Annotated in this window: 22 protein-coding genes and 3 tRNA genes; 11 read left to right on the top strand and 14 right to left on the bottom strand. The window is 63.2% G+C overall.

Translation table 11 applies throughout. The features are described from left to right. Positions 1 to 6 precede the first annotated feature (6 nt). The 3 genes from J4E08_RS09140 to J4E08_RS09150 form a co-directional block, all read right to left on the bottom strand. Positions 7 to 222 (bottom strand): histidinol phosphate aminotransferase, encoded by a 216-nt coding sequence (locus J4E08_RS09140; protein WP_349538211.1) that lies wholly within the window; start codon positions 220 to 222, stop codon positions 7 to 9. 185 nt (positions 223 to 407) lie between these two features. Then, positions 408 to 1,520 (bottom strand): pyridoxal phosphate-dependent aminotransferase, encoded by a 1,113-nt coding sequence (locus J4E08_RS09145; RefSeq protein WP_349538212.1) that lies wholly within the window; start codon positions 1,518 to 1,520, stop codon positions 408 to 410. A 76-nt stretch (positions 1,521 to 1,596) separates the two neighbouring features. After that, complete coding sequence (locus tag J4E08_RS09150) at positions 1,597 to 2,232, bottom strand: NAD(P)-dependent oxidoreductase (RefSeq protein WP_349538213.1); 636 nt, start codon at positions 2,230 to 2,232, stop codon at positions 1,597 to 1,599. 117 nt (positions 2,233 to 2,349) lie between these two features. Here J4E08_RS09150 and J4E08_RS09155 point away from each other — a divergent pair, with 117 nt between their 5' ends. Next, the gene (locus J4E08_RS09155) at positions 2,350 to 3,633 is read left to right on the top strand and encodes a lipoprotein-releasing ABC transporter permease subunit (protein WP_349538214.1); all 1,284 of its coding nucleotides are present in this window, start codon (positions 2,350 to 2,352) and stop codon (positions 3,631 to 3,633) included. Continuing rightward, complete coding sequence (locus J4E08_RS09160) at positions 3,626 to 4,309, top strand: ABC transporter ATP-binding protein (RefSeq protein ID WP_183963460.1); 684 nt, start codon at positions 3,626 to 3,628, stop codon at positions 4,307 to 4,309. The genes J4E08_RS09155 and J4E08_RS09160 overlap by 8 nt, the downstream gene beginning before the upstream one ends. Positions 4,310 to 4,330: 21 nt before the next feature. On the opposite strand, the gene J4E08_RS09165 is transcribed toward J4E08_RS09160, so the two are convergent. Next, the gene (locus tag J4E08_RS09165; protein ID WP_183964073.1) at positions 4,331 to 4,765 is read right to left on the bottom strand and encodes a DMT family transporter; all 435 of its coding nucleotides are present in this window, start codon (positions 4,763 to 4,765) and stop codon (positions 4,331 to 4,333) included. Positions 4,766 to 5,236: 471 nt separating this feature from the next. Here J4E08_RS09165 and J4E08_RS09170 point away from each other — a divergent pair, with 471 nt between their 5' ends. Next, positions 5,237 to 5,752: a hypothetical protein gene (locus tag J4E08_RS09170; RefSeq protein WP_349538215.1), complete on the top strand. Its 516-nt coding sequence runs from the start codon at positions 5,237 to 5,239 to the stop codon at positions 5,750 to 5,752. Between the two features lie 58 nt (positions 5,753 to 5,810). Next, positions 5,811 to 6,230, top strand: a complete 420-nt coding sequence (locus J4E08_RS09175; protein ID WP_183963456.1) for a c-type cytochrome — start codon at positions 5,811 to 5,813, stop codon at positions 6,228 to 6,230. 95 nt (positions 6,231 to 6,325) lie between these two features. Here J4E08_RS09175 and J4E08_RS09180 read toward each other — a convergent pair whose 3' ends face one another. Next, on the bottom strand, positions 6,326 to 6,913 hold the full coding sequence (locus tag J4E08_RS09180; RefSeq protein WP_349538216.1) for a TetR/AcrR family transcriptional regulator: 588 nt from the start codon (positions 6,911 to 6,913) through the stop codon (positions 6,326 to 6,328). A 114-nt stretch (positions 6,914 to 7,027) separates the two neighbouring features. Between J4E08_RS09180 and J4E08_RS09185 the strand changes: the two genes are divergently transcribed. From J4E08_RS09185 to J4E08_RS09215, 7 genes are all read left to right on the top strand, one after another. After that, a complete protein-coding gene (locus J4E08_RS09185) occupies positions 7,028 to 7,351 on the top strand; it encodes a hypothetical protein (RefSeq protein WP_349538217.1) in 324 nt (107 codons plus the stop codon). A 110-nt stretch (positions 7,352 to 7,461) separates the two neighbouring features. After that, positions 7,462 to 8,748 carry a homoserine dehydrogenase gene (locus tag J4E08_RS09190; RefSeq protein WP_349538218.1) on the top strand — a complete coding sequence of 429 codons (1,287 nt, stop codon included), beginning with the start codon at positions 7,462 to 7,464 and terminating at the stop codon, positions 8,746 to 8,748. A 77-nt stretch (positions 8,749 to 8,825) separates the two neighbouring features. Further along, entirely contained in the window at positions 8,826 to 9,503 is a 678-nt protein-coding gene (locus tag J4E08_RS09195) for a ceramidase domain-containing protein (protein WP_349538219.1), read from the top strand. A 134-nt stretch (positions 9,504 to 9,637) separates the two neighbouring features. Then, positions 9,638 to 10,609 carry a class II fructose-bisphosphatase gene (gene glpX / locus J4E08_RS09200; RefSeq protein WP_349538220.1) on the top strand — a complete coding sequence of 324 codons (972 nt, stop codon included), beginning with the start codon at positions 9,638 to 9,640 and terminating at the stop codon, positions 10,607 to 10,609. Positions 10,610 to 10,738: 129 nt separating this feature from the next. Next, positions 10,739 to 12,490 carry a single-stranded-DNA-specific exonuclease RecJ gene (recJ, locus tag J4E08_RS09205; protein ID WP_349538221.1) on the top strand — a complete coding sequence of 584 codons (1,752 nt, stop codon included), beginning with the start codon at positions 10,739 to 10,741 and terminating at the stop codon, positions 12,488 to 12,490. 163 nt (positions 12,491 to 12,653) lie between these two features. After that, positions 12,654 to 12,728 (top strand) — tRNA-Glu (locus J4E08_RS09210). Between the two features lie 71 nt (positions 12,729 to 12,799). Beyond that, positions 12,800 to 12,874 (top strand) — tRNA-Glu (locus J4E08_RS09215). A gap of 370 nt (positions 12,875 to 13,244) precedes the next feature. Here the strand turns inward: J4E08_RS09215 and J4E08_RS09220 are convergent. From J4E08_RS09220 to J4E08_RS09260, 9 genes are all read right to left on the bottom strand, one after another. Next, positions 13,245 to 13,321: transfer RNA gene (locus J4E08_RS09220), tRNA-Met, on the bottom strand. A 287-nt stretch (positions 13,322 to 13,608) separates the two neighbouring features. After that, entirely contained in the window at positions 13,609 to 14,922 is a 1,314-nt protein-coding gene (locus tag J4E08_RS09225) for a DUF8689 domain-containing protein (protein WP_349538222.1), read from the bottom strand. A gap of 112 nt (positions 14,923 to 15,034) precedes the next feature. Continuing rightward, on the bottom strand, positions 15,035 to 15,538 hold the full coding sequence (locus J4E08_RS09230; RefSeq protein WP_349538223.1) for a prepilin peptidase: 504 nt from the start codon (positions 15,536 to 15,538) through the stop codon (positions 15,035 to 15,037). Between the two features lie 7 nt (positions 15,539 to 15,545). Beyond that, a complete protein-coding gene (locus J4E08_RS09235) occupies positions 15,546 to 16,400 on the bottom strand; it encodes a tetratricopeptide repeat protein (RefSeq protein WP_349538224.1) in 855 nt (284 codons plus the stop codon). A gap of 116 nt (positions 16,401 to 16,516) precedes the next feature. Then, the gene (locus J4E08_RS09240) at positions 16,517 to 17,092 is read right to left on the bottom strand and encodes a tetratricopeptide repeat protein (RefSeq protein ID WP_183963437.1); all 576 of its coding nucleotides are present in this window, start codon (positions 17,090 to 17,092) and stop codon (positions 16,517 to 16,519) included. 182 nt (positions 17,093 to 17,274) lie between these two features. After that, positions 17,275 to 18,246 (bottom strand): type II secretion system F family protein, encoded by a 972-nt coding sequence (locus tag J4E08_RS09245; RefSeq protein ID WP_183963435.1) that lies wholly within the window; start codon positions 18,244 to 18,246, stop codon positions 17,275 to 17,277. Between the two features lie 12 nt (positions 18,247 to 18,258). Then, complete coding sequence (locus J4E08_RS09250) at positions 18,259 to 19,224, bottom strand: type II secretion system F family protein (RefSeq protein WP_183963433.1); 966 nt, start codon at positions 19,222 to 19,224, stop codon at positions 18,259 to 18,261. Positions 19,225 to 19,268: 44 nt separating this feature from the next. Then, on the bottom strand, positions 19,269 to 20,741 hold the full coding sequence (locus tag J4E08_RS09255) for a TadA family conjugal transfer-associated ATPase (RefSeq protein WP_349538225.1): 1,473 nt from the start codon (positions 20,739 to 20,741) through the stop codon (positions 19,269 to 19,271). Between the two features lie 17 nt (positions 20,742 to 20,758). After that, entirely contained in the window at positions 20,759 to 21,994 is a 1,236-nt protein-coding gene (locus J4E08_RS09260) for a CpaE/TadZ family protein (RefSeq protein WP_349538226.1), read from the bottom strand. Positions 21,995 to 22,195 lie beyond the last annotated feature (201 nt).

The following is a 22,195-nucleotide window of genomic DNA, read 5'->3' on the forward strand; positions in this document are numbered from 1 at the left end:
CTGGTCTTACATCGTGTCGGCGGGCGTGCCCAAGGTTTCGTCCCGCTGGCGGCGGTGGTGATCGAGACGTGAGATCATATGGTTCAGCAAAGCTGAAATAATCAGGATCGGGGCAAGACCCCACACCGACCAGACGGCGATAAAGACCCAAGTGAGGTTGATGGCGAGCAGGAACATATTTGCGGTCATGTAATCCTCGACCGGTTGGGGGTGATGTGGCATGGCCGTGCTCCCGCGTGTTGATGCCTGGGTCTGATGTGTCTCCAAGACAATATAGCGAAAGCGGCCGTTGTCAGATCACGATAGCCAAAAAATAATAAACAGTGGGTTAACCGAGGCGCTGCGCTGCCGGAACAGACGGTCCGCAAGCGTTGGCCGGACCGCATGCGCCCGGCCTTACAGGGGTGTCACACCTTTGCGCGGGCGCGGGCAAGTGCCTTGGGGAGCGCCTCTGCCAGCACTGCCATATCGTCTGCCGCGCCAGCGCTGATGCGGATGCAGCGATCCTGCGGCGCCACGAATGGCATACGGACAAAAACGCCGTCCTCCGCCAATTCCGCCAGGACCTTGCGCGCGAAGTCACCATCCGCGCCGCAGTCCACCGCGACAAAATTGGTGGCGGAGGGAACGCAGGTCAGCCCGTTGTCGGCGGCGATGCGGGTGATCTCGGCCTTCGAGTGTTTGACGAGGGCAATCACCTCGTGCAGCCATTCCTGATCCTGCTGCGCGGCCAGCGCCCCGGCCACCGCCGCGCGATTCATGCCGAAATGGTTGCGGATCTTGTCGAAGGATTTAATCACGTCAGGGTGGCCCATGGCATAGCCGACACGCGCGCCTGCCATCCCGTAGCCTTTTGAAAACGTGCGGAAACGGATGACGCGGTCATCGTCTGCGGCGATCTGCGGCACAGCGTCGGAGGGCGCGAATTCAACATAGGCCTCGTCGAGCATCAGCGTGCAGCCCTCGGGCAGATTGTCCAGCGCCTGCGCGATCTCTGACCCTTTGACGAAAGTGCCCATCGGGTTGTCGGGATTGGCGAGGTAAACGATCTTTGCGTCCGTCTCATGCGCCTTGGCCACCAGGGCGCGCAGGTCCTCGCGATCATCGGCGTAGGGTACCTTGTGCAACGTGCCGCCAAAGCCCGCCACGTGGTAGTTGAAGGTGGGGTAGGCCCCGTCGGAGGTCACGACCGCATCGCCGGGTTCGACCAGCAGGCGCACGGCGTAGCCCAGCAGCCCGTCGATGCCTTCACCGATCAGGATGTTCGCGGCCGTCATGCCAAGCTGTTGGGCCAGCGCGGCCTTCAGCTCTTCGTGGCTGGCGTCAGCGTATTTCCAGATCTCGCCCGCCTCGTCCTGCATGGCCGCCACTGCAAAGGGCGAGGGGCCAAAGACGCTTTCATTCGCGCCAAGGCGGGCACGAAAGGGCGCGCCACGTTTGCGTTGCAATTCTTCCGGTCCGACGAAGGGAACGGTGGCGGGCAGGGCTGCGGCGAGCTTTGTGTAACGAGGTCCGGTCATGGCCCGATTTATGCGGGCCACACCGGGCAGCGCAAGCGGTTTGCCACGTGGCAGTGCGGCATTTCGTGCATACGGCTCAGCGGGCGAGGACGGGCGCCTTGCCGATTGTGCTGTCATCCTCGAGCGCGTTCAGGATGTAATCCGCCACATCCGCGCGGCTGATCATGCCCATCCGCCAGGTGCACGGCTCCTCCATCACGCGATAGTGTTGCGAGGCCTTGTTGTGGGTCAGGATGGTCGGACGCACGATGGTCCAGCGCAGGGTCGAGGCCTTGATGATCTCTTCTTGCCGGGATTTGTCCTTGTACGGCTCTGACAGAAAAAACTGATGCCCCAGCTTTTCGGGCGCGGAGAGCGCGGAGGCACTGTCGCCCGCGCCAATGCCGGTCACGGCGATCAGCCGGTCTGGCCCAAGCCGCTGCATGAGAGGCACAAGTGCCTGAGTTGCCGTGGAAAACAGCGTGACGCGCTGCCACAACATGCTGAGGCTTTCCTTGATCCCCAGCGCCAGCACCACCGCGTCCACACCGTCGAGCGCGGGTTTCAGCGCCTCCGGGTCGGTGGCGTCGCCGGATATGGGCTCCAGCCCCTCGGCGGGGTCGATTTTGTCGGCGCTGCGGGCAAACGCGCGGACCTGATGGCCGCGCGCGAGGGCGTCTGTGACCACGGCGGCGCCGATGCCGCGGGTGGCGCCAATGACCAAGAGCTTCATGGTATCTCCTTGCAGGTTATCGCCATATGCTTTTGATCAACTTGACCCTCCGGGGGCAAAAGGCCAGTTTCCGGCCAGAGAACTCGGCCGAGCAGCCATAAAGAAAGTCACGCCCCCATGCGCAATCCGCCGCCCTTCGCGCCGTTTGAATGGATGATCGCCTGGCGCTACCTGCGCGCCAAACGCGCCGAGGGTGGGGTTTCGGTCATGACCTGGATCAGCCTGATCGGCATCACGCTGGCGGTCTTTGCCTTGATTGCGACGCTGGCTGTGCGGTCCGGGTTTCGGGCGGAATTCGTCGATACCATCGTGGGCGCAAATGCGCATGTGACGGTGTACCATGTGACCCGCGCCGATGAGGCGGGGCAGGACACGCGCACCTTGCCCGATTACGAAGGCATGGCCGAGGCCGTGCGGCAGGTCGAGGGCGTCACCCGCGTGGCGCCGCTGGTGAAGGGGCAGGTCATGGCCTCCGCCGAGGGCAACAACGCCGGGGTCGAGGTGTTCGGCATCGGTCTGGACGACCTGAAGGCCATCCCGCGCATCGCCGACCCGGAAACCGGGCGCGGCGATATCGAGAGTTTCGGCGAGGGGCTGGCCATCGGGTCCGGCGTGGCGATGGAGCTGGGGGTGGGGCTTGGCGATATGGTCAAGCTGATCTCGCCCAACGGGGTCAAGACGGCGTTTGGCGTGTCGCCTCGGGTCAAGAGCTACGAGGTGCGCTATATCTTTACCGCCGGGCGCTACGACATTGATCGCACACGGGTTTACATGCCCTTCGACGAGGCGCAGCTGTATTTCGACCGCGAGGGCGTGGCCGATGAGCTGGAGGTCATCGTCGAAAATCCCGAACAGGTGGAAACCTATGTCTCTGCCATCGCGCAGGCGGCGGGCACGGGCGCGTTGCTGTGGACGTGGCAGGATGCCTCGGGCGGGTTCCTCAAGGCGCTGGACATGGAGGACAACGTGATGTTCGTCATCCTGTCGGTGCTGGTGCTGATTGCCACGATGAACATCGTGTCCGGGCTTATCATGCTGGTAAAGAACAAGGGGCGCGACATCGGTATTCTGCGGACCATGGGGCTGACCGAAGGGGCGGTGATGCGCGTCTTCTTTATCTGCGGATCGTTCACCGGGATCATCGGCACGCTGATGGGCGTGATCTTGGGTTGCTTGTTCGCGCTCTATATTGACCCGATTTTTGGACTGGTGAACTGGATGTCGGGGGGAGGGGCGTGGGATGCGTCGATCCGCGGGATCTACTTCCTGCCTGCCAAGCTGCAACTGGCCGATGTCATGTCGGCGGTGATCCTGTCGCTGGGCCTGTCCTTTGTGGTGACGATTTTTCCGGCCCGCCGTGCGGCGCGGCTGAACCCGGTGGAGGCCCTGCGCTATGAGTGACACCGTTCTGCGCCTGACCGGCATCGAAAAAGCCTACAACCACGGAAAACCAAATGAGGTCAACGTGCTGCGCGGCTGTGACCTGACCGTACAGCGGGGCGAGGTGGTGGCCCTGGTCGCGCCGTCCGGGGCGGGCAAGTCGACGTTGCTGCACATCGCCGGGCTGTTGGACACGCCCGATCGCGGCACGGTCGAAATCGCGGGCGAGCAGTTGGAGGACAAATCCGACCGTCGGCGTACACAGGTGCGGCGGGCGGAGGTGGGCTTTGTCTACCAGTTCCATCACTTGCTGCCGGAGTTCTCGGCGCTGGAAAACATCGCCCTGCCGCAGCTGGCGAACGGCGTGTCAAAGCAGGCGGCGGAGGCGCGTGGGCTGGCGCTGTTGGACAGCGTAGGCATCGCGCACCGCGCTTCGCACCGCCCGGCGGCCATGTCCGGCGGCGAGCAACAGCGCGTCGCTTTTTGTCGGGCCATGGCGAATGAGCCAAAGCTGCTGCTGGCGGATGAGCCGACCGGGAACCTCGACCCCGAGACCTCTGACCGGGTGTTCGGCGCGCTCATGACCCTGGTGCACGAGACGGGCCTGTCGGCGCTGATCGCGACGCACAACCTTGAACTGGCGGCGCGCATGGACCGGCAGGTGCGGATGGGCAACGGCTATCTGACGCAGGGCTGAGGCCTTGTCGAGACTGGGGCCTCAGGCCCTTTGCGTGATCCAGACACCCACGGCCATGACGGTGATGCCCGTGGCGCGGGTGAAGGTCAGCGGCGACAGCCGCGCGCCGAACAGGCCAAAGTGGTCGATGGCGGCGGCGGAAATCAACTGCCCGATCAGCACGAAAAACACCGCGTTGCCGACGCCGAAGCGCGGCGCGATGAAGGTCACGGTCAGCACGTAGAACGCGACAAAGGCGCCGCCGCCCAGCAGGTGGCGCGGGGCGCTGAGCACGGCGCCCATGCTGCCCGCGCCGGTCACGGCCCAGACGATCAGCGACAGCACCAGCGCGACGCAAAACAGCACCACGGCGGCGGCAATCGGGTTGCCGAGGTGCTGCCCGAGGGCGGCATTCAGCGCCGCCAGCGTGGGGATGCCGATCCCGGCAAGCAGCATGGTCAGGGCGTAGGGGGCCATTTCAGAGGTCATGGATGCTCCTGCTGGTCAGGATGTGTGAAAGGTGGTGGAGGGCTGCGCCACCGCTGTGTCGTCGGGGGAGGTGGTAAGGCTGGCCCGGACAAACAGCAAGGCGTGCGTATGCCTACGGTGACTTGCGGGGCACCGGACGTGCCCGGCGCACGTCATCGGTTGATTGCGTGTGTCGCGGGAGATGGGCGTGGGGTCCGGTGGATGCAGGCAAGGGGCCTGTGCAGGGTCTCGGACGAGGCGGTTGCCGTGAACGGGCTTGGATGGCGTGATTTCTGTCACTCTGGGTTGCAAAGCGAACAGCCAGAGGGCGAAATTCCTTTCTAACACGGCTGGAGTTTTGGCAGGATCAGGCAAGAGTGTCTTCGGCGTCCGTGTCTGACAGGGTGGCGGGACAGGCGGCCTGCGTCACGCGCCTTGTGGCAGACGGCCCAACAGAGGCCGGGCAGGGAGGGGCGACAGATGACGATTTGGATGAAGCGCGGGGCGCTGTTGGCGGGCGTTGCGATGCTGGCGGGGTGTGGGCTGTTTCGCGCCCAGCCCGAGGCGCCGGTGACGCTGAGCGGGACGGGGCCAGCCCCGGCCGCGCTGACGATGGTCGCACCGCAAAGGACGGTCGTGCCCGATCTGATCGCGCCCACAGGGCTGAATTTTGCCGGGGGGCGCAATTATGCGCATTGGTGCTCTGACTGTCACGGCGCACAGGGGCGCGGCGACGGTCCCCTGGCGGTGATGACGGCGGAGCGGCCCGCAGATCTGACGAGGTTGGCGCGCGGCAACGGCGGGGTGTTTCCGGCCCGGTATGTGAGCACACGGATGAACATGACGCCCGGCCCCTACCATCGCGGCATTGCGCCGAGCTTTGCCATGGCGATGGATGGGCCATTGGTGGAGTGGGCCGAACCGGGGGCGGCGGGGCATCTCACGACATCGCGCATGGCGGACTTGCTGAGCTACCTTCAGGCGTTGCAGGGCTAAGGCCTTGCTTCGCGTGCCGCGTGAAGGCATCACAGGTGTCAAAAGAAGGAGACGAGGCATGCGGGCATTTATTCTGGCAGCATTGGGCGCAGTGGCGCTGAGCGGATGTATGGAAGACGGCGCGGGCGAGATGCCCGGACCGCAGGACGGACAGGCGCTGTTCATGGAAAACTGCGCAGTCTGTCACGGCGAGGATGCCAAGGGCAACGGCCCGCTGGCCCGCCGTCTGGAGAAGGCGCCAAAGGATCTGACCCTGATCGAGCTGCGCCACAAGGACACCTTTCCCCGGGCAAAGATCATGTCGATCGTGGACGGTTACGCGCGCTCTGACATGACGGGGCCGGGAATGCCGGAGTTCGGTGCGTTGCTTGAGGGCGATCTGGTGCCGTTCGACAGCGGCGATGGCATTCAGACACCGACGCCGCGCAAGCTGGTGGCACTGGTCGAATACCTTGAAACGGTTCAGCAAAAGCGCTGAGCGGGATGAGGGTGGCGCCGCCTAGGCGCGCCGCCACCAAGGGGCACGCCCTGCACCGTTTACCGGCAGGCGACAGGGCCGGAAGGGCCTGTGGGTCAGGCTGTGACGGCGCGGCGGACCATGTTCCAATAGTGGTCCTGAACTTCGGTGGGCGTCAGGCGCCCGCCGTCACGATACCACGTGGTGACGCCGGTCAGCATGGCGATGATGCCGAAGGTCGTGAGCTTGGCATCGTCGATATGGAAGTCCCCGGTGGCGCGGCCCCGGTCGAGGATGGTGGTCAGCGCGTCCTCGTAACGGCGGCGAAGGCTTTCGATCCGGGTGAAATTGTCCGGCGTCAGATTGCGCAGCTCCATATAGGCGATGAAGACGGCTTGCGGGCGCGCCATATGAAACGCGATGTGAAAGCGGACGAAGGATTCCAGGTTCTGCATGGGCTCAACGGTCTGCGGCAGCGCGGCCCATGTGTCGAGCAGGTCGTGCATGTGGCCCTCCAGCAGGGAGACCAGCAGCGCCTGTTTGTCGGGCGTGTAGTTGTAGAGCGCCCCCACCTGTAGCCCGACTTCCCCGGCGATCTGGCGCATGGACACGGCGGCATAGCCGTGATCGGCAAACAGCCGTTGCGCCGCAGCCTGAATGCGAGGGCCGGTGATTTCTGCGTGGGAACCTTGGGTGCGCGCCATGCAGGCAGATTATATGAACGAGTGTTCAGATCAAGCGGAAGGCGCGTCAGGCGTCGCAGGTGGCGTCATCATAGGATTGTGCGAGCGCACGGGATGCGGCATGACGGGGGGATGATGCGTATACGTGATCTCCTTTGGTCCTTGCCCGTGGTGGCTTTGACCGCCTGCACACAGTTTCCGGAACTGGAGACGGTGCAGTCGGAAGGCGTGGCACAGGCCCCCTATCCGGATTTGATTCCGCTGGAGGGGGTGGTGGGACAGCCGACTGCGCCCAATGCCACGGTGGAGGTCATTGAGCAGGTCGAGGGCCGGGTCGGCGGGTTGAAGTCCCGCGCAGACCGGTTGTCGCGCCGGGATGTGGCGCAGGAAGATGCGGTCGCGCGCAGGCTGCGCTTGCTGCGCGAACGTGCCGAGGAGTTGCGCCAGCAGCAGCTTTGAGCGTGGCTGCGACGTCGTGGGCGCGGGGCTTGGCGCTTCCCCCTGTTGCAGGGCGCAGCACTTGGCGGTAACGGGGGCGCATCAGGCCAATTGTCCCGGAGGAACGCCCCATGTCAGACCCCTTGCGCCTTGGAATTGCCGGTCTGGGGACCGTCGGTGCCGGTGTTGTGAAAATCGTTCGCCAGAAAGCGGCCATGCTGGAGACGCGCTCTGGCCGCCGGATCGAAGTGGTCGCTGTCTCTGCCCGCAACCGGGACAAGGATCGCGGTGTGTCGCTGACGCAATACGCATGGGAAGACGATCCCGTGACGCTGGCAACCCGCGATGATGTGGACATCTATATCGAACTGATGGGCGGCAGCGACGGCCCGGCGAAGGCATCGGTCGAGGCCGCTTTGAAGGCGGGCAAGGACGTGGTGACCGCAAACAAGGCGCTTTTGGCGCATCACGGGCAGGCGCTGGCGGAACTGGCAGAGGCCAACGGCGCGGTGCTGCGGTTCGAGGCCGCCGTCGCAGGCGGCATCCCGTGCATCAAGGCGCTGACCGAAGGTCTGGCCGGCAACGACATCACCCGTGTGATGGGCGTGATGAACGGCACCTGCAACTATATCCTGACGCGGATGGAGGCCACGGGGCAGGGCTACAACGCGCTGTTTGACGAGGCGGACAAGCTGGGGTTCCTCGAAGCGGACCCTAATCTGGACGTGGGCGGGATCGACGCGGGGCACAAGCTGGCGCTGCTGTCCTCCATCGCCTTTGGCACGCAGGTGGATTTCGACGCGGTGGAGCTTGAAGGCATCCAGCGGGTCAGCACCGACGATATTCGTCAGGCTGCCGATATGGGCTACCGGATCAAGTTGCTCGGCGTGGCGCGCATGACCGGCCGGGGGCTGGAGCAGTCCATGGCGCCCTGTCTGGTGCCTGCGAATTCAGCGTTGGGGCAGCTTGAGGGCGGCACCAATATGGTGGTGATCGAGGGCGATCAGGTGGGCCAGATCGTGCTGCGCGGCGCCGGTGCGGGCGAAGGCCCCACTGCCAGCGCGGTGATGGGCGACGTGATGGACATTGCGCGCGGTCTGCGGATGACCACCTTTGGCCAGCCTGCCGCGACCTTGGAAAAATCGGTGCCGGCGCAGGCGGCGGTGGCCGCGCCCTATTACCTGCGCATGGGTCTGGTGGACAAACCCGGCGCGTTGGCCAAAGTCGCTACCGCGCTGGGCGAGGCCGGGATTTCGATCAACCGGATGCGCCAGTACGACCACGTCAACGAGAGCGCCCCGGTGCTTATCGTCACGCACAAGACGACGCGGGCGGCGCTGGACGACGCATTGGCGCGGATGTCGACCACCGGTGTCATATCCGATACGCCTGTGGCGTTGCGGATCGAACAGGTCTGAGGGCTTGCAGGGCGGGGATTTCCCCGCCCTTTTTCATTTTACGGTCGCGCAGTGTGTTGTGCGCTTGAGGAGGTCCGATGGATTGGTCCGCACCCATTGATCTGTATTGCGAGCGGGCCGGCACCGGCCTGTGGAGCGAGCCGTTAAACGCGTGGAGCAACCTCGCCTTCCCGCTGGCTGCGCTATACGGGGCGTATGTCGCGCGGGCGCGCGGCCAGTTGCGCCCGGTGGTGGTCGTGCTGCTGGGGCTGGCCGCTTTGATCGGGCTTGGGTCGTGGTTGTTCCATGTCTTCGCCAATGGCTGGTCGGAATATGCCGATGTGATCCCGATCTGGTCTTTCGTGGCCTTGTACGTCCTCGCGGCGGTCCATTTGCTGGGCGGCGTGGCACCGGGGAAGCTTTTGCGCATAGTGGCCGCCGTGGCGGCGGCGATCGTTGTGCTGTCCTTGGCGACGTCGACGGACGCGGGCGCAGAGGCGGCAGCGGACCCGCTGAACGGGTCGGGCCAGTACCTGCCCGCGCTGGTGGCCTTGTGTGTCTTTGCGGTGCTCAGCTGGCAAAGACGCCACCCGATCCGTGGATGGGCCCTGGCCGCGACAGCCGTGTTCGCCATGTCGCTGGTGCTGCGCACCGTGGATCTGCGGTTCTGCGCCTTGCTGCCTATGGGCACGCATTTCATGTGGCATATTCTCAACGGCGCAATGGTGGGTCTGCTGTTGCAAGGGTTGATACGCACGATGCCCGCACGCGAATAACGCCTGGGCGACGCTCCGTTTCGCGCGGACAGACGCATCTTTCGATCTGGCTTGCAACTGTTAGCGCTGGCAGTCTTCCCCCTGTCACGGGGCTGGGGTAAGCCTTCGTCAAAGTTATTACAAAGGACGACCAAATGCCCGAGCCCAAGGATTTCAATGATCGCATGCTGTCTCTGGGCCTTGCCCGCGTGGCAGAGCAAGCGGCCATCGCCAGCGCCGACCTGATCGGGCGTGGGGATGAAAAGGCCGCTGACCAGGCTGCGGTCAACGCCATGCGCGAAGAGCTCAACAAGCTCGACATTTCCGGCGTGGTGGTGATCGGCGAGGGGGAGCGCGATGAAGCGCCGATGCTGTACATCGGTGAGGAAGTGGGTCGCGGGGGCCCCGGCGTGGACATCGCGCTGGACCCGCTCGAAGGCACCACGCTGACCGCGCTGGACATGCCCAACGCGCTGACCGTGATCGCCATGGGTCCGCGCGGGTCTATGCTGCACGCGCCGGACGTCTACATGGACAAGCTGGCCATCGGGCCGGGCTATGCGGTGGATGTGGTGTCGCTCGACATGTCGCCTGCCGAACGGGTCGAGGCGCTGGCCGCGGCCAAGGGCTGCACCACGCGGGACATCACCTGCTGCATTCTGGACCGTCCGCGCCACGAGTCGATGATCGCCGAAGTGCGCAAGACCGGCGCTGGCATCCGGCTGATCACCGACGGCGACGTGGCCGGTGTCATGCATTGCGCCGAGACCGAGAAGACCGGCATCGACATGTACATGGGCTCTGGCGGCGCGCCTGAGGGTGTTCTGGCGGCGGCGGCGCTCAAGTGCATGGGCGGCCAGATGTGGGGCCGTCTGCTGTTCCGCAACGATGACGAACGGGGCCGCGCGGCGAAGGCCGGGATCACCGATCTGAACAAGATCTACGCGCGCGACGACCTGGTGACCGACCACGTGATCTTTGCCGCGACCGGCGTGACCAACGGGTCTGTCGTCGAAGGCATCAAGCGCAGCCCCGGCTGGATCGAGACGGAAACCATCCTGATGCGCTCCAAGACCGGATCCGTGCGGCGGATGCAGTATCGCAACCCGTTCGAGCACAAGATCTGACGGCCGCTTTGGCCCCGTGTGCTGACCGGCAGACGGGACCGTCCACCGATACGAAGGCCTCCGCGCAGCGCGGGGGCCTTTTGCTTTGGATGGGGTTTGGATATGCCCTGCGGAGAGATCAGAAGGGGAATGCGCGTGGCCTATCTGGACGTGGAAGAGAGCCTTTTGGGGCGTCGCTGGGTTGGCCCCGGCGCGGACGTGGAGCGGCAGGCGGAACTGATCGCGCAGCAAAGCGGGTTGGCGCGGCCTTTGTGTGCGTTGCTGGCGCGGCTGGGTGTGCCCTTGGCGGAATGCGATTCCTATCTTTCGCCGAAGCTGCGGGATTTGCTGCCCGACCCCCGATCCTTGAAAGATATGGAACGTGCGGCAGAGCGGTTTCTGACGGCGGTGAAACGCGGTGAGCGGATTGCTGTCTTTGCCGATTACGATGTGGATGGCGGATCCTCTGCGGCGCTGCTGATCGACTGGCTGCGGCAGATGGGGCGGCCTGCGACGCTTTATGTGCCGGATCGCATCGACGAGGGCTATGGGCCGAACGATGCGGCGATGGCCGCTTTGGCCAAGGACCATGATCTGATCGTCTGCGTCGATTGCGGGACCTTGTCGCATGATCCGATCGCAGCGGCCGTGGGCGCGGATGTGGTTGTGCTGGACCACCACCTCGGGGGGGAGACCTTGCCCGATTGCGTCGCGGTGGTGAACCCGAACCGGCAGGACGAGGATGGCGCGCTGGGGCATCTGTGTGCCGCTGCGGTGGTCTTTTTGATGCTGGTGGAGGCCGGGCGGCAATTGCGGCTGGCCGGTGAGCGTGGTCCGGATCTGATGGCGATGCTGGATCTGGTGGCGCTTGCGACGGTGGCGGATGTGGCGCCCCTGAAGGGGGTGAACCGGGCCTTGGTCCAGCAGGGGCTGAAGGTCATGGCCGGGCGGGCGCGGCCCGGTCTGGTGGCGCTGTCGGATGCCGCGCGGCTGGAACGCGCGCCGGAGGCCTATCACCTCGGCTTTGTTCTGGGGCCGCGCGTGAACGCTGGTGGCCGGATCGGTGCGGCTGATCTGGGCGCGCGTCTGCTGTCCACCGATGACCCGGTGGAGGCGCAGGCCCTGGCGGCGCGGCTCGAGGAGCTGAACGCAGAGCGCCGGGAGGTCGAGGCTGCGGTGCGTGCGGCCGCTTTGGCGCAGGCCGAAGAGCGCGGGCTGGACGGACCGCTGGTCTGGGCGGCGGGCGAAGGCTGGCATCCCGGTGTTGTGGGCATCGTCGCGTCCCGCCTGAAGGAGCAGACCAACCGCCCCGCGATCGTGATCGGTCTGGACGGCGGCGAGGGCAAGGGATCGGGTCGGTCGGTCGCGGGTGTCGACCTTGGCGCCTGCGTGCAGCGACTGGCCAGCGAAGGGCTGCTGATCAAGGGCGGGGGCCACCGCATGGCCGCCGGGCTGACCGTGGCCGAAGGCAAGCTTGAGGCCGCGATGGAGCGGCTCGGAGCGCTTTTGGCCAAGCAGGGGGCCGGAGAAGGCGGCGCGGCGGACCTGCGTGTGGACGGCCTGCTGATGCCCGGTGCGGCGCAGGTGGAGCTGGTGCAGGATCTGGAGCGCGCAGGGCCGTTCGGCCAAGGGGCGCCGGGACCGCGCTACGTGGTGCCGGATGTGCGCATCGGCTTTGTCAAAGTGGTGGGCAGCGGCCATCTGAAGTTCCGTGCCGACGATGGACTGGGCGGGCGTCTGGAGGGAATCGCCTTTGGCGCAATGGACGGGCCGTTGGGTCCGGCGCTGATGAATCACGGCGGCAAGCGGTTTCACCTGGCGGGCAAGCTGGACATCAACACATGGCAGGGACGTCATTCAGTGCAATTGCGTCTGGATGATGCCAGCCCGTGCCACGACTGACCTTATTTGGCTGAAACCGTCAGGGATTGCGCGACTTGGCGTCGCCTCGGTCCCGTTGCGCAAAATACACAGCAAAGCTGCGTGAAAAAATGTCGGGGACTTTGGCGTTTTTGCCCTTGCACGGAGGGGAGGCTTTTCATATTAGACGCGACACCGACAGAGTGGCCCGTTCGTCTATCGGTTAGGACGCCAGGTTTTCAACCTGGAAAGAGGGGTTCGATTCCCCTACGGGCTGCCACTTTTCTTCGGAAAAGAGTGCGGAAAGCGGTTGTTGTGCCGCGCCAAATAGGCGAAGACAGCGACATCAGTGGCCCGTTCGTCTATCGGTTAGGACGCCAGGTTTTCAACCTGGAAAGAGGGGTTCGATTCCCCTACGGGCTGCCACTTTCCCCTTGTATATCAAAGTGAAGTGCGCCACCGCAGCACGCTGTGCCAACCGGCGCGAACTCAGGTTTGAGCCCCTCTGTCGTGTGGTGCTTGGGATGCGGCCGTTACACGGTCATCGAACGCCATGTGGCCGCGCCGGAGGGCCGCTGGCCTTGTGATCCTTGCCAGGCCTTTCATGGGTGGGGCGTAACTCTCAGCCATGATCTGACCGCAGGTTGCGGCGCTCCGGTGGCACTGCGACGGGTCAAGGCCGTTGGTGGCAGGCGGTCCGAGCGAAGAGGGGCGAGAACGTGGTGCAAAGGATATGGTACGCTCGGAGAGCCCGGACAGGCTTCAAAGCAATCTGGTTCATGATGGAGAAGCACGGTGGTGGCGTGGGGGGGACTCGAACCCCCGACCTAACGATTATGAGTCGTTCGCTCTAACCAACTGAGCTACCGCGCCGGACCGTGGGCGGGGTCTAAGGTGGGGCGCGCTTGGCGTCAAGCGGGAAATCCAAGAAAAAACGCGACAGATGAAAAACCGCTTCTCCGGGGGCATTTCGGTCTCCCCCCACGTTTCCAGAGAGGCGCTTGCCACGCGTTGTGAGGGCGCTGGCAGAGGCGAGAGGCGTGACACCCGCTGCCGCCCTGGTGTGCTGAAGTTGCGGTGTGTGCGGCATGGTCTGGATGGCTCAGCCAGAGGTACGGCCCCGCCGCTACGGTTTGGTCTGAGGTTTTCGGCAAACCAGCCTATTTGACGATTTTCTCGTCTTTTACGAACATGTTGCTCCACGCCCTGTCGATCAGCTCCGGGGTCATTTTGTAGGGAATACCCTCGAAATCGCAGACCGCGATCATCTGGTCGATCAGGAAAACCGGCTGGTAGTTCGCGAATATGTTTTGGATTGTCGGGTACTTGTGCTTCAGGAGGTGCACGAGGCTGGCCTCGTCCAATTGCATCTTCTTCTTGCGCGCCACGAGGGCGAAGATTTTCAGAAAGTTCTCCTGAGTGGGTCCGTCGATCTTGATCTTGAAGAAGATCCGGCGAAGCGCGGCCTGGTCAAAGATCTCGTTGGGGTGGAAGTTGGTCGAGAAAATCACCAGCGTGTCGAAAGGCACCTCGAATTTTTCACCCGATTGCAGGGCGAGAATGTCCTTGGATTCCTCCAGCGGTACAATCCAGCGGTTCACCAGCTTTTGCGGCGGCTCTGCCTGACGGCCAAGGTCATCGACGATGAAAATCCCGCCGGTGGACTTCAGCTGAAGCGGGGCCTGATAGGTGCGGGCCGTGGGATTGTAGACGAGGTCGAGCATGCTCAGCGACAGTTCGCCCCCGGTGATGACAGTGGGGCGCTGACACAGCACGTAGCGGCGGTCGAAGCGGGACCGCTGTCGCAGGGTGGAGGTGTCTTGGGAATCGCCGTCGGCAATGGTGTGCACGATGGGATCGAACATGGAGATGATCTGGCCGGAATATTCCAGCGCGCGGGGGATGTAGATATGATCGCCCATGGCATCGCGGATGCCGTTGGAGATCGAGGATTTGCCGTTGCCCGGCGGGCCGTACATCAGGATTGATCGGCCGGAACTGACCGCAGGGCCGAGGTTGGAAATCAGATCTTGCGGCAGGACCAGGTGGCCCATGGCCCCGGTCAACTGTTCGCGCGTGATCTGGATGTTGCGGATGGATTGGCGTTCAACCTGTGCGCGGTAATCCTTGAGCGGCACGGGCATGGGGCCAAAGTATTCGGACTGGGCCAGCGCGTCGAGGGCACGGGCCTTGCCACTGTCGGTCAGCTGATAGGGCATTTCATTGGCCACCTGGCCCGCAGCCCCCAGCGTGCCCATCGCCTCGATGAGGTTCTGGCTGCGGGCCATGTCGATGAGTTCCTGACAGATCGGAACAGGCAGGCTGACAGTGCGGGCGAGGTCCGTGACCTTGTTGGTGTTCTTGCGGAACAGTGTCTTCAGGATGATGTCGCGCATCATGACGTTCGACAGCCCGATGTCTTCGATCTGGCGCGGTGTCGGGGGCGCCATTACGGTGCCGGTCTGCATGTTCATTTTGGATGTCCTGCCCGGAAGTATTGTTGCCAAAATCATCCAGGATTGTGGCGTGGTCGCGGCAGGATCTGGGAGGTTGAAGGGCTTTGTCCACACTCGCCCGTGTGGTGGATCAGGGGGCGGGCTGGCCGTAAAATACGCCAAGCGCCAGATAGATCGCCAGCGTGGGGCCAAGCGCCAGACCCATGGGGAATTTCTTGCCCGCCTGCCAGCTGACCCATTCGGGCGCCAGATTGTGGATCGGTGTCAGTTTGGCAAAGCGATGACCGATGAAGGCCGCCAGCAACGTGACGCCGAAAAGGATCATCAGAAAGCTCAGGTCCCCCAGATGGATGAACGGCGCCATGGCGGCAATCCACTTGGCATCGCCCGCGCCCATGGCACGCGCTGCGGTCAGGGCCATGCCCGCCACCAGCGCCACAAGAAAATAGACGTAGCGCCAGAGATATTCAGAGAAGGGCAGGGCGATCAGACCGATCACCACGAAGACCACGAACAGCGTGCCGACGGCATGGTTTGGAATGCGCATCTGCTTCATGTCGGTGAACATGATATAGAGGCAGATGGGCAGCGTGAAAGGCAGGAACCACGTGGCGGAGGCGGCAGTGATCGACATCACGGCGTCAGGAACCTTCTTCCAGCGCGGTCAGGGCGCGTGCTGCGGCGTCAAAGTGCTGCGGATGGGTTTCCACGGCATCGCGCAACAGGCCCTTGCCGATTTGCACATCGCCGCGCTTTACCGCCGCCAGTCCCAGCGTGTACAGCAGTTCGGCACGCTCCGTCTGGCTCATGGGCATGACGGGCAAGGTGTAATTTCCCTGGGCGCCACGCGCCATGACCATATTGTTCTTGGCGGTGAACATGGTTTCGTCGGCGCGGATGGCCTCTGTGAACAGCCGCTCTGCCTCTGCGAACTGGCCCCGGCTGAGCTTGGAATACCCCCAGTTGTTCATGACCGACGCAGGCTCCGTGGTGAGACCCATGGCCACCTCGTAGAAGCTGTCGGCCTTCGCCCAGTTCTTGTTGCCGTCAGCGATCATCGCCTCCAGCCGATAGCGTTTGTAGGTCTCGAAGGTGGGCGGCACGCTGTTCAGCACGATTTCGGCCTGCGCCCAGTCGTTGGCGCGGATCAGAGCGTCGGCAAGCTGCACGGAATCCTCGTGCGTGGCGTCTTTGTGCGCGACCACCTGGGCCCAGGCCGCACGGCCTTCGGGGATGCGTTTGGCGCGGATCAAAGAGGAGGCAAGGCCACGCATCAGGTCGATCCGGTCGGGAGCCGCCGCGGAGCTGCGCTGGAAATAATCGACCGCTTCGTTCGGGTCGCGCACGGATAGCATCACCTCGTTGAGGTTGCTTTCGTCGATGACATTCACGCCCTGGAACTTGCGATCCATCTCGGCCTTGTCGATGTTCCTTTCACAGGCCGACAAGGCGGTCACGGCGACCGCGCCCAATAGTACAACGATGGAATGGCGCATGTTGCCTGCGTCCTCTTACTGCTCTGCCTCGGTCCCGCCTTTGTGACGGTTGTTTTGGTCCGGCCCGCATCTGGCGGCGAGTCTCGGGATCTGTCTGGGCCCGCCTGGGGCCTCGTTCACTCTGTATTGCGTCGGATCAGATAGCTTCCGCTGCCCCGGCGCACGAGTTTGAAATCTTCTTGTTGACCGTTATCGTAAACTCTATTGTCAAGTTTTGCGAGCGCCAAGCGAAGATTGTCGCGAATTGAGTCACTTTCGCCATTGTCGAGCGCATAGGCGCGGCGAAAAATCTGCACGGCCTCGGACGGTTTATTCCGCTCCATCACGACAACCCCAAGGTTGTTCCATGCTTCGGGCCAATCCGGTTCCAGCTCGATCGCGCGGCGCAACAGCTTTTCCGATTGGTTCAGGCGCCCGAGCGAAAGATTGGCCGACCCCAAGGCGACGAGCACTTCTGCGGTCAAGCCGTGGCTCGCGGCGGCGCGGATGAAGGATTCCAACGCCATATTGTATTCGCCGGCTTCCATCAGGCGGTGCCCGACGATCAGCCCGTCGACGGCCTCCCCATCGGGGTCGAGCGTCGGCGCGAAAGGGCTATCAGGCGGGCGCGTGTCCTTTTCCGCACAGGCCGTCAGGGCCAGAACGCAAGACACCGCGCAGGCCGCGCGGATCAAAGGACCTCTGAAAGGCATAGGAAGAAACCGCCTTTTTGTTCTGATCTGTCGTTCTGCGCCGACCTGTGTCAAAGGCTGCCGCAAATTTGCGAGAAATGCAATGTGGCCTGGGATTGCGCGACGCTGGTCGGCGGTCCGAATGGAACGGCCCGCACAGTCTGACTGCACGGGCCATCCGGTGTGACGCAGGTCATCTGTGGCTACGGCGACATGTTCCCCATGTTTGCGATCCCGACGATCGAGGGCGAGACAAGGATGATCAGCAATGGCGGCACGGTCAGCATCATTGTGGTCAATGTCATCTTCGTGGGCAGCTTGTTGGCGGCCTCTTCGGCGCGCATCACGCGTTTGTCGCGCATTTCGGCGGCATAGACCCGCAGCGCGTCCGAAATCGAGGTGCCGAAGGTCTGGGCCTGGTTCAACACGGTCACAAAGCTCGTCACATCCTGCAGGCCGCAGCGTTCCGACATGTCGTTCAAGACCTGCCCGCGATCCTTGCCCGCTTTCATTTCGTGGCTGATGATCTCGTATTCATCCGCGAGGGCGGGGTAGGATGCGCGCAGTTCCTTCGCGACACGCAAAATGGACTGCTCCATGGATTGACCGGCTTCGACACAGACCAGCATCATGTCGAGCGCGTCCGGAAAGCCGGACTGGATCTCATCCTTGCGCTTCTCCACCCGTTTGTTGACCCAGTATTTCGGTGCCATGTAGCCGACGATCCCGGGGCCGAGGATGTAATAGAGCTTGGTCTGCATGGTCGCCGTTTCCGGGTCGATAAAGAGCACATAGTATAACGTGCCGGCGGCGAGCAGACCGATGCCCAGCACAAACTGCATGAAGTAGTAGATCTGCACGGCGTCCTTGGACCGATAGCCCGCCTGAAGCAGCTTCATCTTGATCTCGGACAGCTCCTTGGCGTCCTGTGGTTCGAGGAACTGTGCGTATTTGTTCAGCTTCTCGTTGCGCTTCTTGTCGCGCAGGACGGCGCGCTGCTGCGCATCCATCTTTTTCTGCGCGCCCTCGTTCAGCTTGTCCAGCGGATCAGGCTTTTGGCTGAGCATCATGGGGATGGTCGAGAGGATCAGCAGAACCGCAAGACCGGCGACCAGGATCAATGGACCGGCAGGGCCCAGTGTCTCGTGGATCATGGTGTTGATTTTATCGAACATGGTGTGCGTTCCTTAGACCTTGATGTCCACGAGCCAGCGCATGACAAGCATGTTCAGCGCCAGCATGACGGCCACCACAAGACAGCCCGGGATGAAGTATTCGTGGTCCTTGACCCCGTCGTAGTAGTCCGGCTTCGTCACCTGAATGAACAGCAGCGCCAGAAGCGGGAAGCTCGACAGGAATTTGCCGGACCACTGCGCTTCGGCGGTGATCGCCTTCACGCGGCGGAACAGGCGAAACCGTGCCCGGATCACCTTGGCCAGACCTTCGAGGATCTCCGCCAGGTTGCCGCCCGCCTGCTGCTGGATCGCCACGGCGACCGCGAGGAAGCGCATGTCCTGCATGTCCAGGCGTTCCGCCATGTGTTTCAGGGCCTCACCGATATCGCGTCCGTAAGCGGATTCATCCGCGATGATGCCAAATTCCGTGGCCAGCGGGTCCTTGATCTCCTTGGAAACGATGGTGATCGCAGAGCTGAAGGGATGCCCGACCCGCAAGGAGCGCACCATCAGCTCCACCGCGTCAGGAAGCTGTTCCTCGATCATCGCTAGGCGCTTCTTGGCCTTGTGGCTGACCCACATGAACACGCCGCCCACACCCATGACCACGGCCACAACGGCGCGTACGGCCGGCCCGGTCTCTGTGCCAATGGTCAGACCGACGAAGGCAAAAACCGAGGCGCCTGCCATGATCATCAGCAGCTGCTGTGGCGTGAAGGCGATGGCGGCCTTGTTGGCCTTGTCCGCCAGCATCGAGTAGATCGGCAGCGAGCGGCTTTCCATATGCTGGTCCATCTCCTTGCGGAGTTTTGCCAGCACGTCTTCGCGCCGTTCGCCTTTTTCAAGCATTTCCAGGCGGCGGTTGACCTTGTTCGAGAAGGAGATCGATTTGCCGAAGGCGACCAGATAGACGCCGTTCACCAAAGCGACGACTCCCAGGAAGATCATGCCGTAAATGATGGGTGCTGCAGTGAGCATAATCGATTACTCGCTTTGAAGACTGAGGGTAACGGGAAAACTGGTCAATCGGGTCGGAACGGTTCGTAGATCGAGGCCGGGACATCGTAGCCCCACATGCGGAACCGTTCGGAAAAGGCAGATCGAACGCCGGTCGCGGTGAAGTGGCCGATGATCTTGTTGTCCGGCGTCAGGCCGACCCGCTGGTAGCGGAACAGCTCCTGCATGGAGATAACATCCCCTTCCATGCCGGTGATCTCCGTGATGGAGGTCATGCGGCGCGACCCGTCCTGCAGACGCGACGCCTGCACGATCAGGTTGACAGCCGATGAAATCTGGCTGCGCATGGCCTTGAGCGGCATGTCGATGCCCGCCATGGCGATCATGTTTTCCAGACGCGCCACGCCGTCACGGGCGGAGTTCGCGTGGATCGTGGTCATCGAGCCGTCGTGACCCGTGTTCATGGCCTGCAACATGTCGATGACCTCCTCGCCGCGCGTTTCGCCCACGATGATCCTGTCAGGGCGCATCCGAAGGGCGTTCTTGAGGCAATCTCGGGGCGTGACGGCGCCTTTGCCCTCCACATTCGGGGGGCGGGATTCCATGCGGCCCACGTGGGACTGTTGCAGCTGAAGTTCTGCCGTATCCTCGATGGTCAGGATGCGTTCACTGTCGTCGATAAAGGACGACAGGGCGTTGAGCGTGGTGGTTTTACCGGAGCCGGTACCGCCGGAGACGATGATGTTCAGACGCGTGGCCACGGCGGCCTGAAGGTAGACGGCCATCTCCTCGGTGAAAGCGCCAAAGTTCACAAGGTCGTCGATGCCCAGCTTGTCTTTCTTGAACTTACGAATCGAGACCAGCGATCCGTCGATGGCAATCGGCGGCACCATGGCGTTGAAACGCGAGCCGTCCTGCAAACGCGCGTCGACGTAAGGGTTCGATTCATCGACGCGACGTCCCACGGCAGAGACGATCTTGTCGATGATCCGCATCAGGTGCTTCTCATCCTTGAAGGTGATGTCACTGACCTGCAGCTTGCCCTCACGTTCCACAAAGATCTGGTGCGGACCGTTCACCAGAATATCCGAGACGGTCTCATCCTTGAGCAGCGCTTCCAGCGGGCCAAGGCCCTTCACCTCGTCGTAGAGGTCGGTCATCATGGTGCGCCGCTCTTCGCGGTTCAGCACCAGGCCCTTTTCCTGCAGGGATTCGGTTGCGATTTCAGATATTTCTTCACGCAGCTCCGCCTCGGTGGCCTGATCCAGCGCCGCGAGGTTGAGGTTTTCCAACAGCGCGCGGTGCAGCTCCAGCTTGACCTCGCCAAGACGTTCCTTGCGCTTCTTTTCCTTGTCCGCAGGGGCGGAGATCGCTGATTTTGGCACCACCTTGCGCGCCGCTGATGGCGCCCGCGACGAGGTGATCGAAGGCTTCTCCGCCACGGGAGCGGCGCCCGCGGGATCCAGCTTCAAGCCAACTGCCGGGACAGGCTTTCCTGCAGGCTTTGACGTGCCGGTTTTCTTGTAGCGCTGGAACATTCAGCAGACCCCTCGTATCATGCCGCCTCGGCGCTGTCGGCGCCGATGGCATTGAGCATTTCAGCCAGTTTCACGATCTCCTTGCGCAACGGGTTCTTCGTCGCGTGCGTCGCAAGCGGCTGGCCATGGTCGCAGGCCTGCATCACGGCGCGACCGCCGTCAGGCAGTTGCAATTCCAGCGAAATCCCAAGGCTGTCTGCCATGCGCTTCACCCGGCTTTTGCCCTGAAGATCGGTGAATTTCGGCGCGCGGTTCAGCGCAAAGCGGATCTTGTCGAACGGCAGTTCTTCGGATTGCAGCATGCGCTTCAGCCGCAGGGTGTTTTGGGCGGAACGCATGTCCAGCTCCATGACGGCAAAAAAGATCTGCGCCTCTGTCAGGACGGTCTCCGTCCATTGGACAAGGCTGCCGGGCATGTCGACCACCACATAGTCGAAGTGCTCCCGCGCCACATCCAGCAGCTTGCCGACCTCGGCGGGACCGACCAGATCCAGTGGCAGGATATCGGCAGGGGAGGTAAAGACCTGCAGCTTGTCCTCGAAAGACACAAGCGCCTGACCAAAGCTGTCACCGTCCATCGATTCGATGTCAGAGAGCGTCTCGAACACCGCCTCGCGCCGGGGCAGGTCGAGGTACGTGGCGACGGAGCCGAACTGCAGGCCCAGGTCGATCAGGCAGACTTTTGGCGGCTTGTTCCCTGCCGACACAGTGGCCAGCTCATAGGCGAGATTGACCGCCAGCGTGGTCGCGCCGCAGCCGCCGGACAGCCCCTGGACGCCGATAAGGACGCCGTCGCCGTCACCCGCCAGTTTGACCTTGGACCCCTCGGGGGCCTGAGCCACGGGCACCGGGTCTGGTGTGCGCAGCCTTTCGACGGCTGCCGACAATTCCCCTTCGGGCAGGGGGTAGGGCACGAACTCATCTGCGCCACCGCGCAGCAATTGGTGCAGCGAAGCCGGTGTGACATCCTCGGCAATCAGGATCACCTTGATCCCCAGCGCCTTCGCGCCGGCGATGATTTCGGTGATATACGACAGCTCGCCCTCGTCGATGGCGTCGATCGCAATCGCGACGAATTCCATCTCTGCGGCCTCTGGCTGGTGCAGGAAGGGCAACGCCTCGTCAAAGCCAAGATCTCCCCAGGCTTCACCTAGGAGGGTTTCCATGTCCTCAATCAGCAGGTCGAAGTTCTGTACGTCCCGGCTGATGGTGCAGGCCACGATGGGGGCGGGATCTGCGGGTGTACCTGTCATGCCTCTCGTCCTTCATTCCTCGCGCTTTGGGCTACGGTCGCGGCATTCTGCCGGCCCCCCTCAGACACGGGCGCCGATTCGGTTCGGCGCAAATCTGGTTCCTGCACAACTTCTCCTGCAAACGAGGCGACATTTTGGCCAAATCCTCGTAATTGTGCGGTGTTTCTGTACGCTGCCCGGAAACAAGGGCGCGCTTTGCCG

The sequence above is a fragment of the Sagittula sp. NFXS13 genome, from assembly GCF_040148795.1.
GTDB lineage: Bacteria > Pseudomonadota > Alphaproteobacteria > Rhodobacterales > Rhodobacteraceae > Sagittula > Sagittula marina.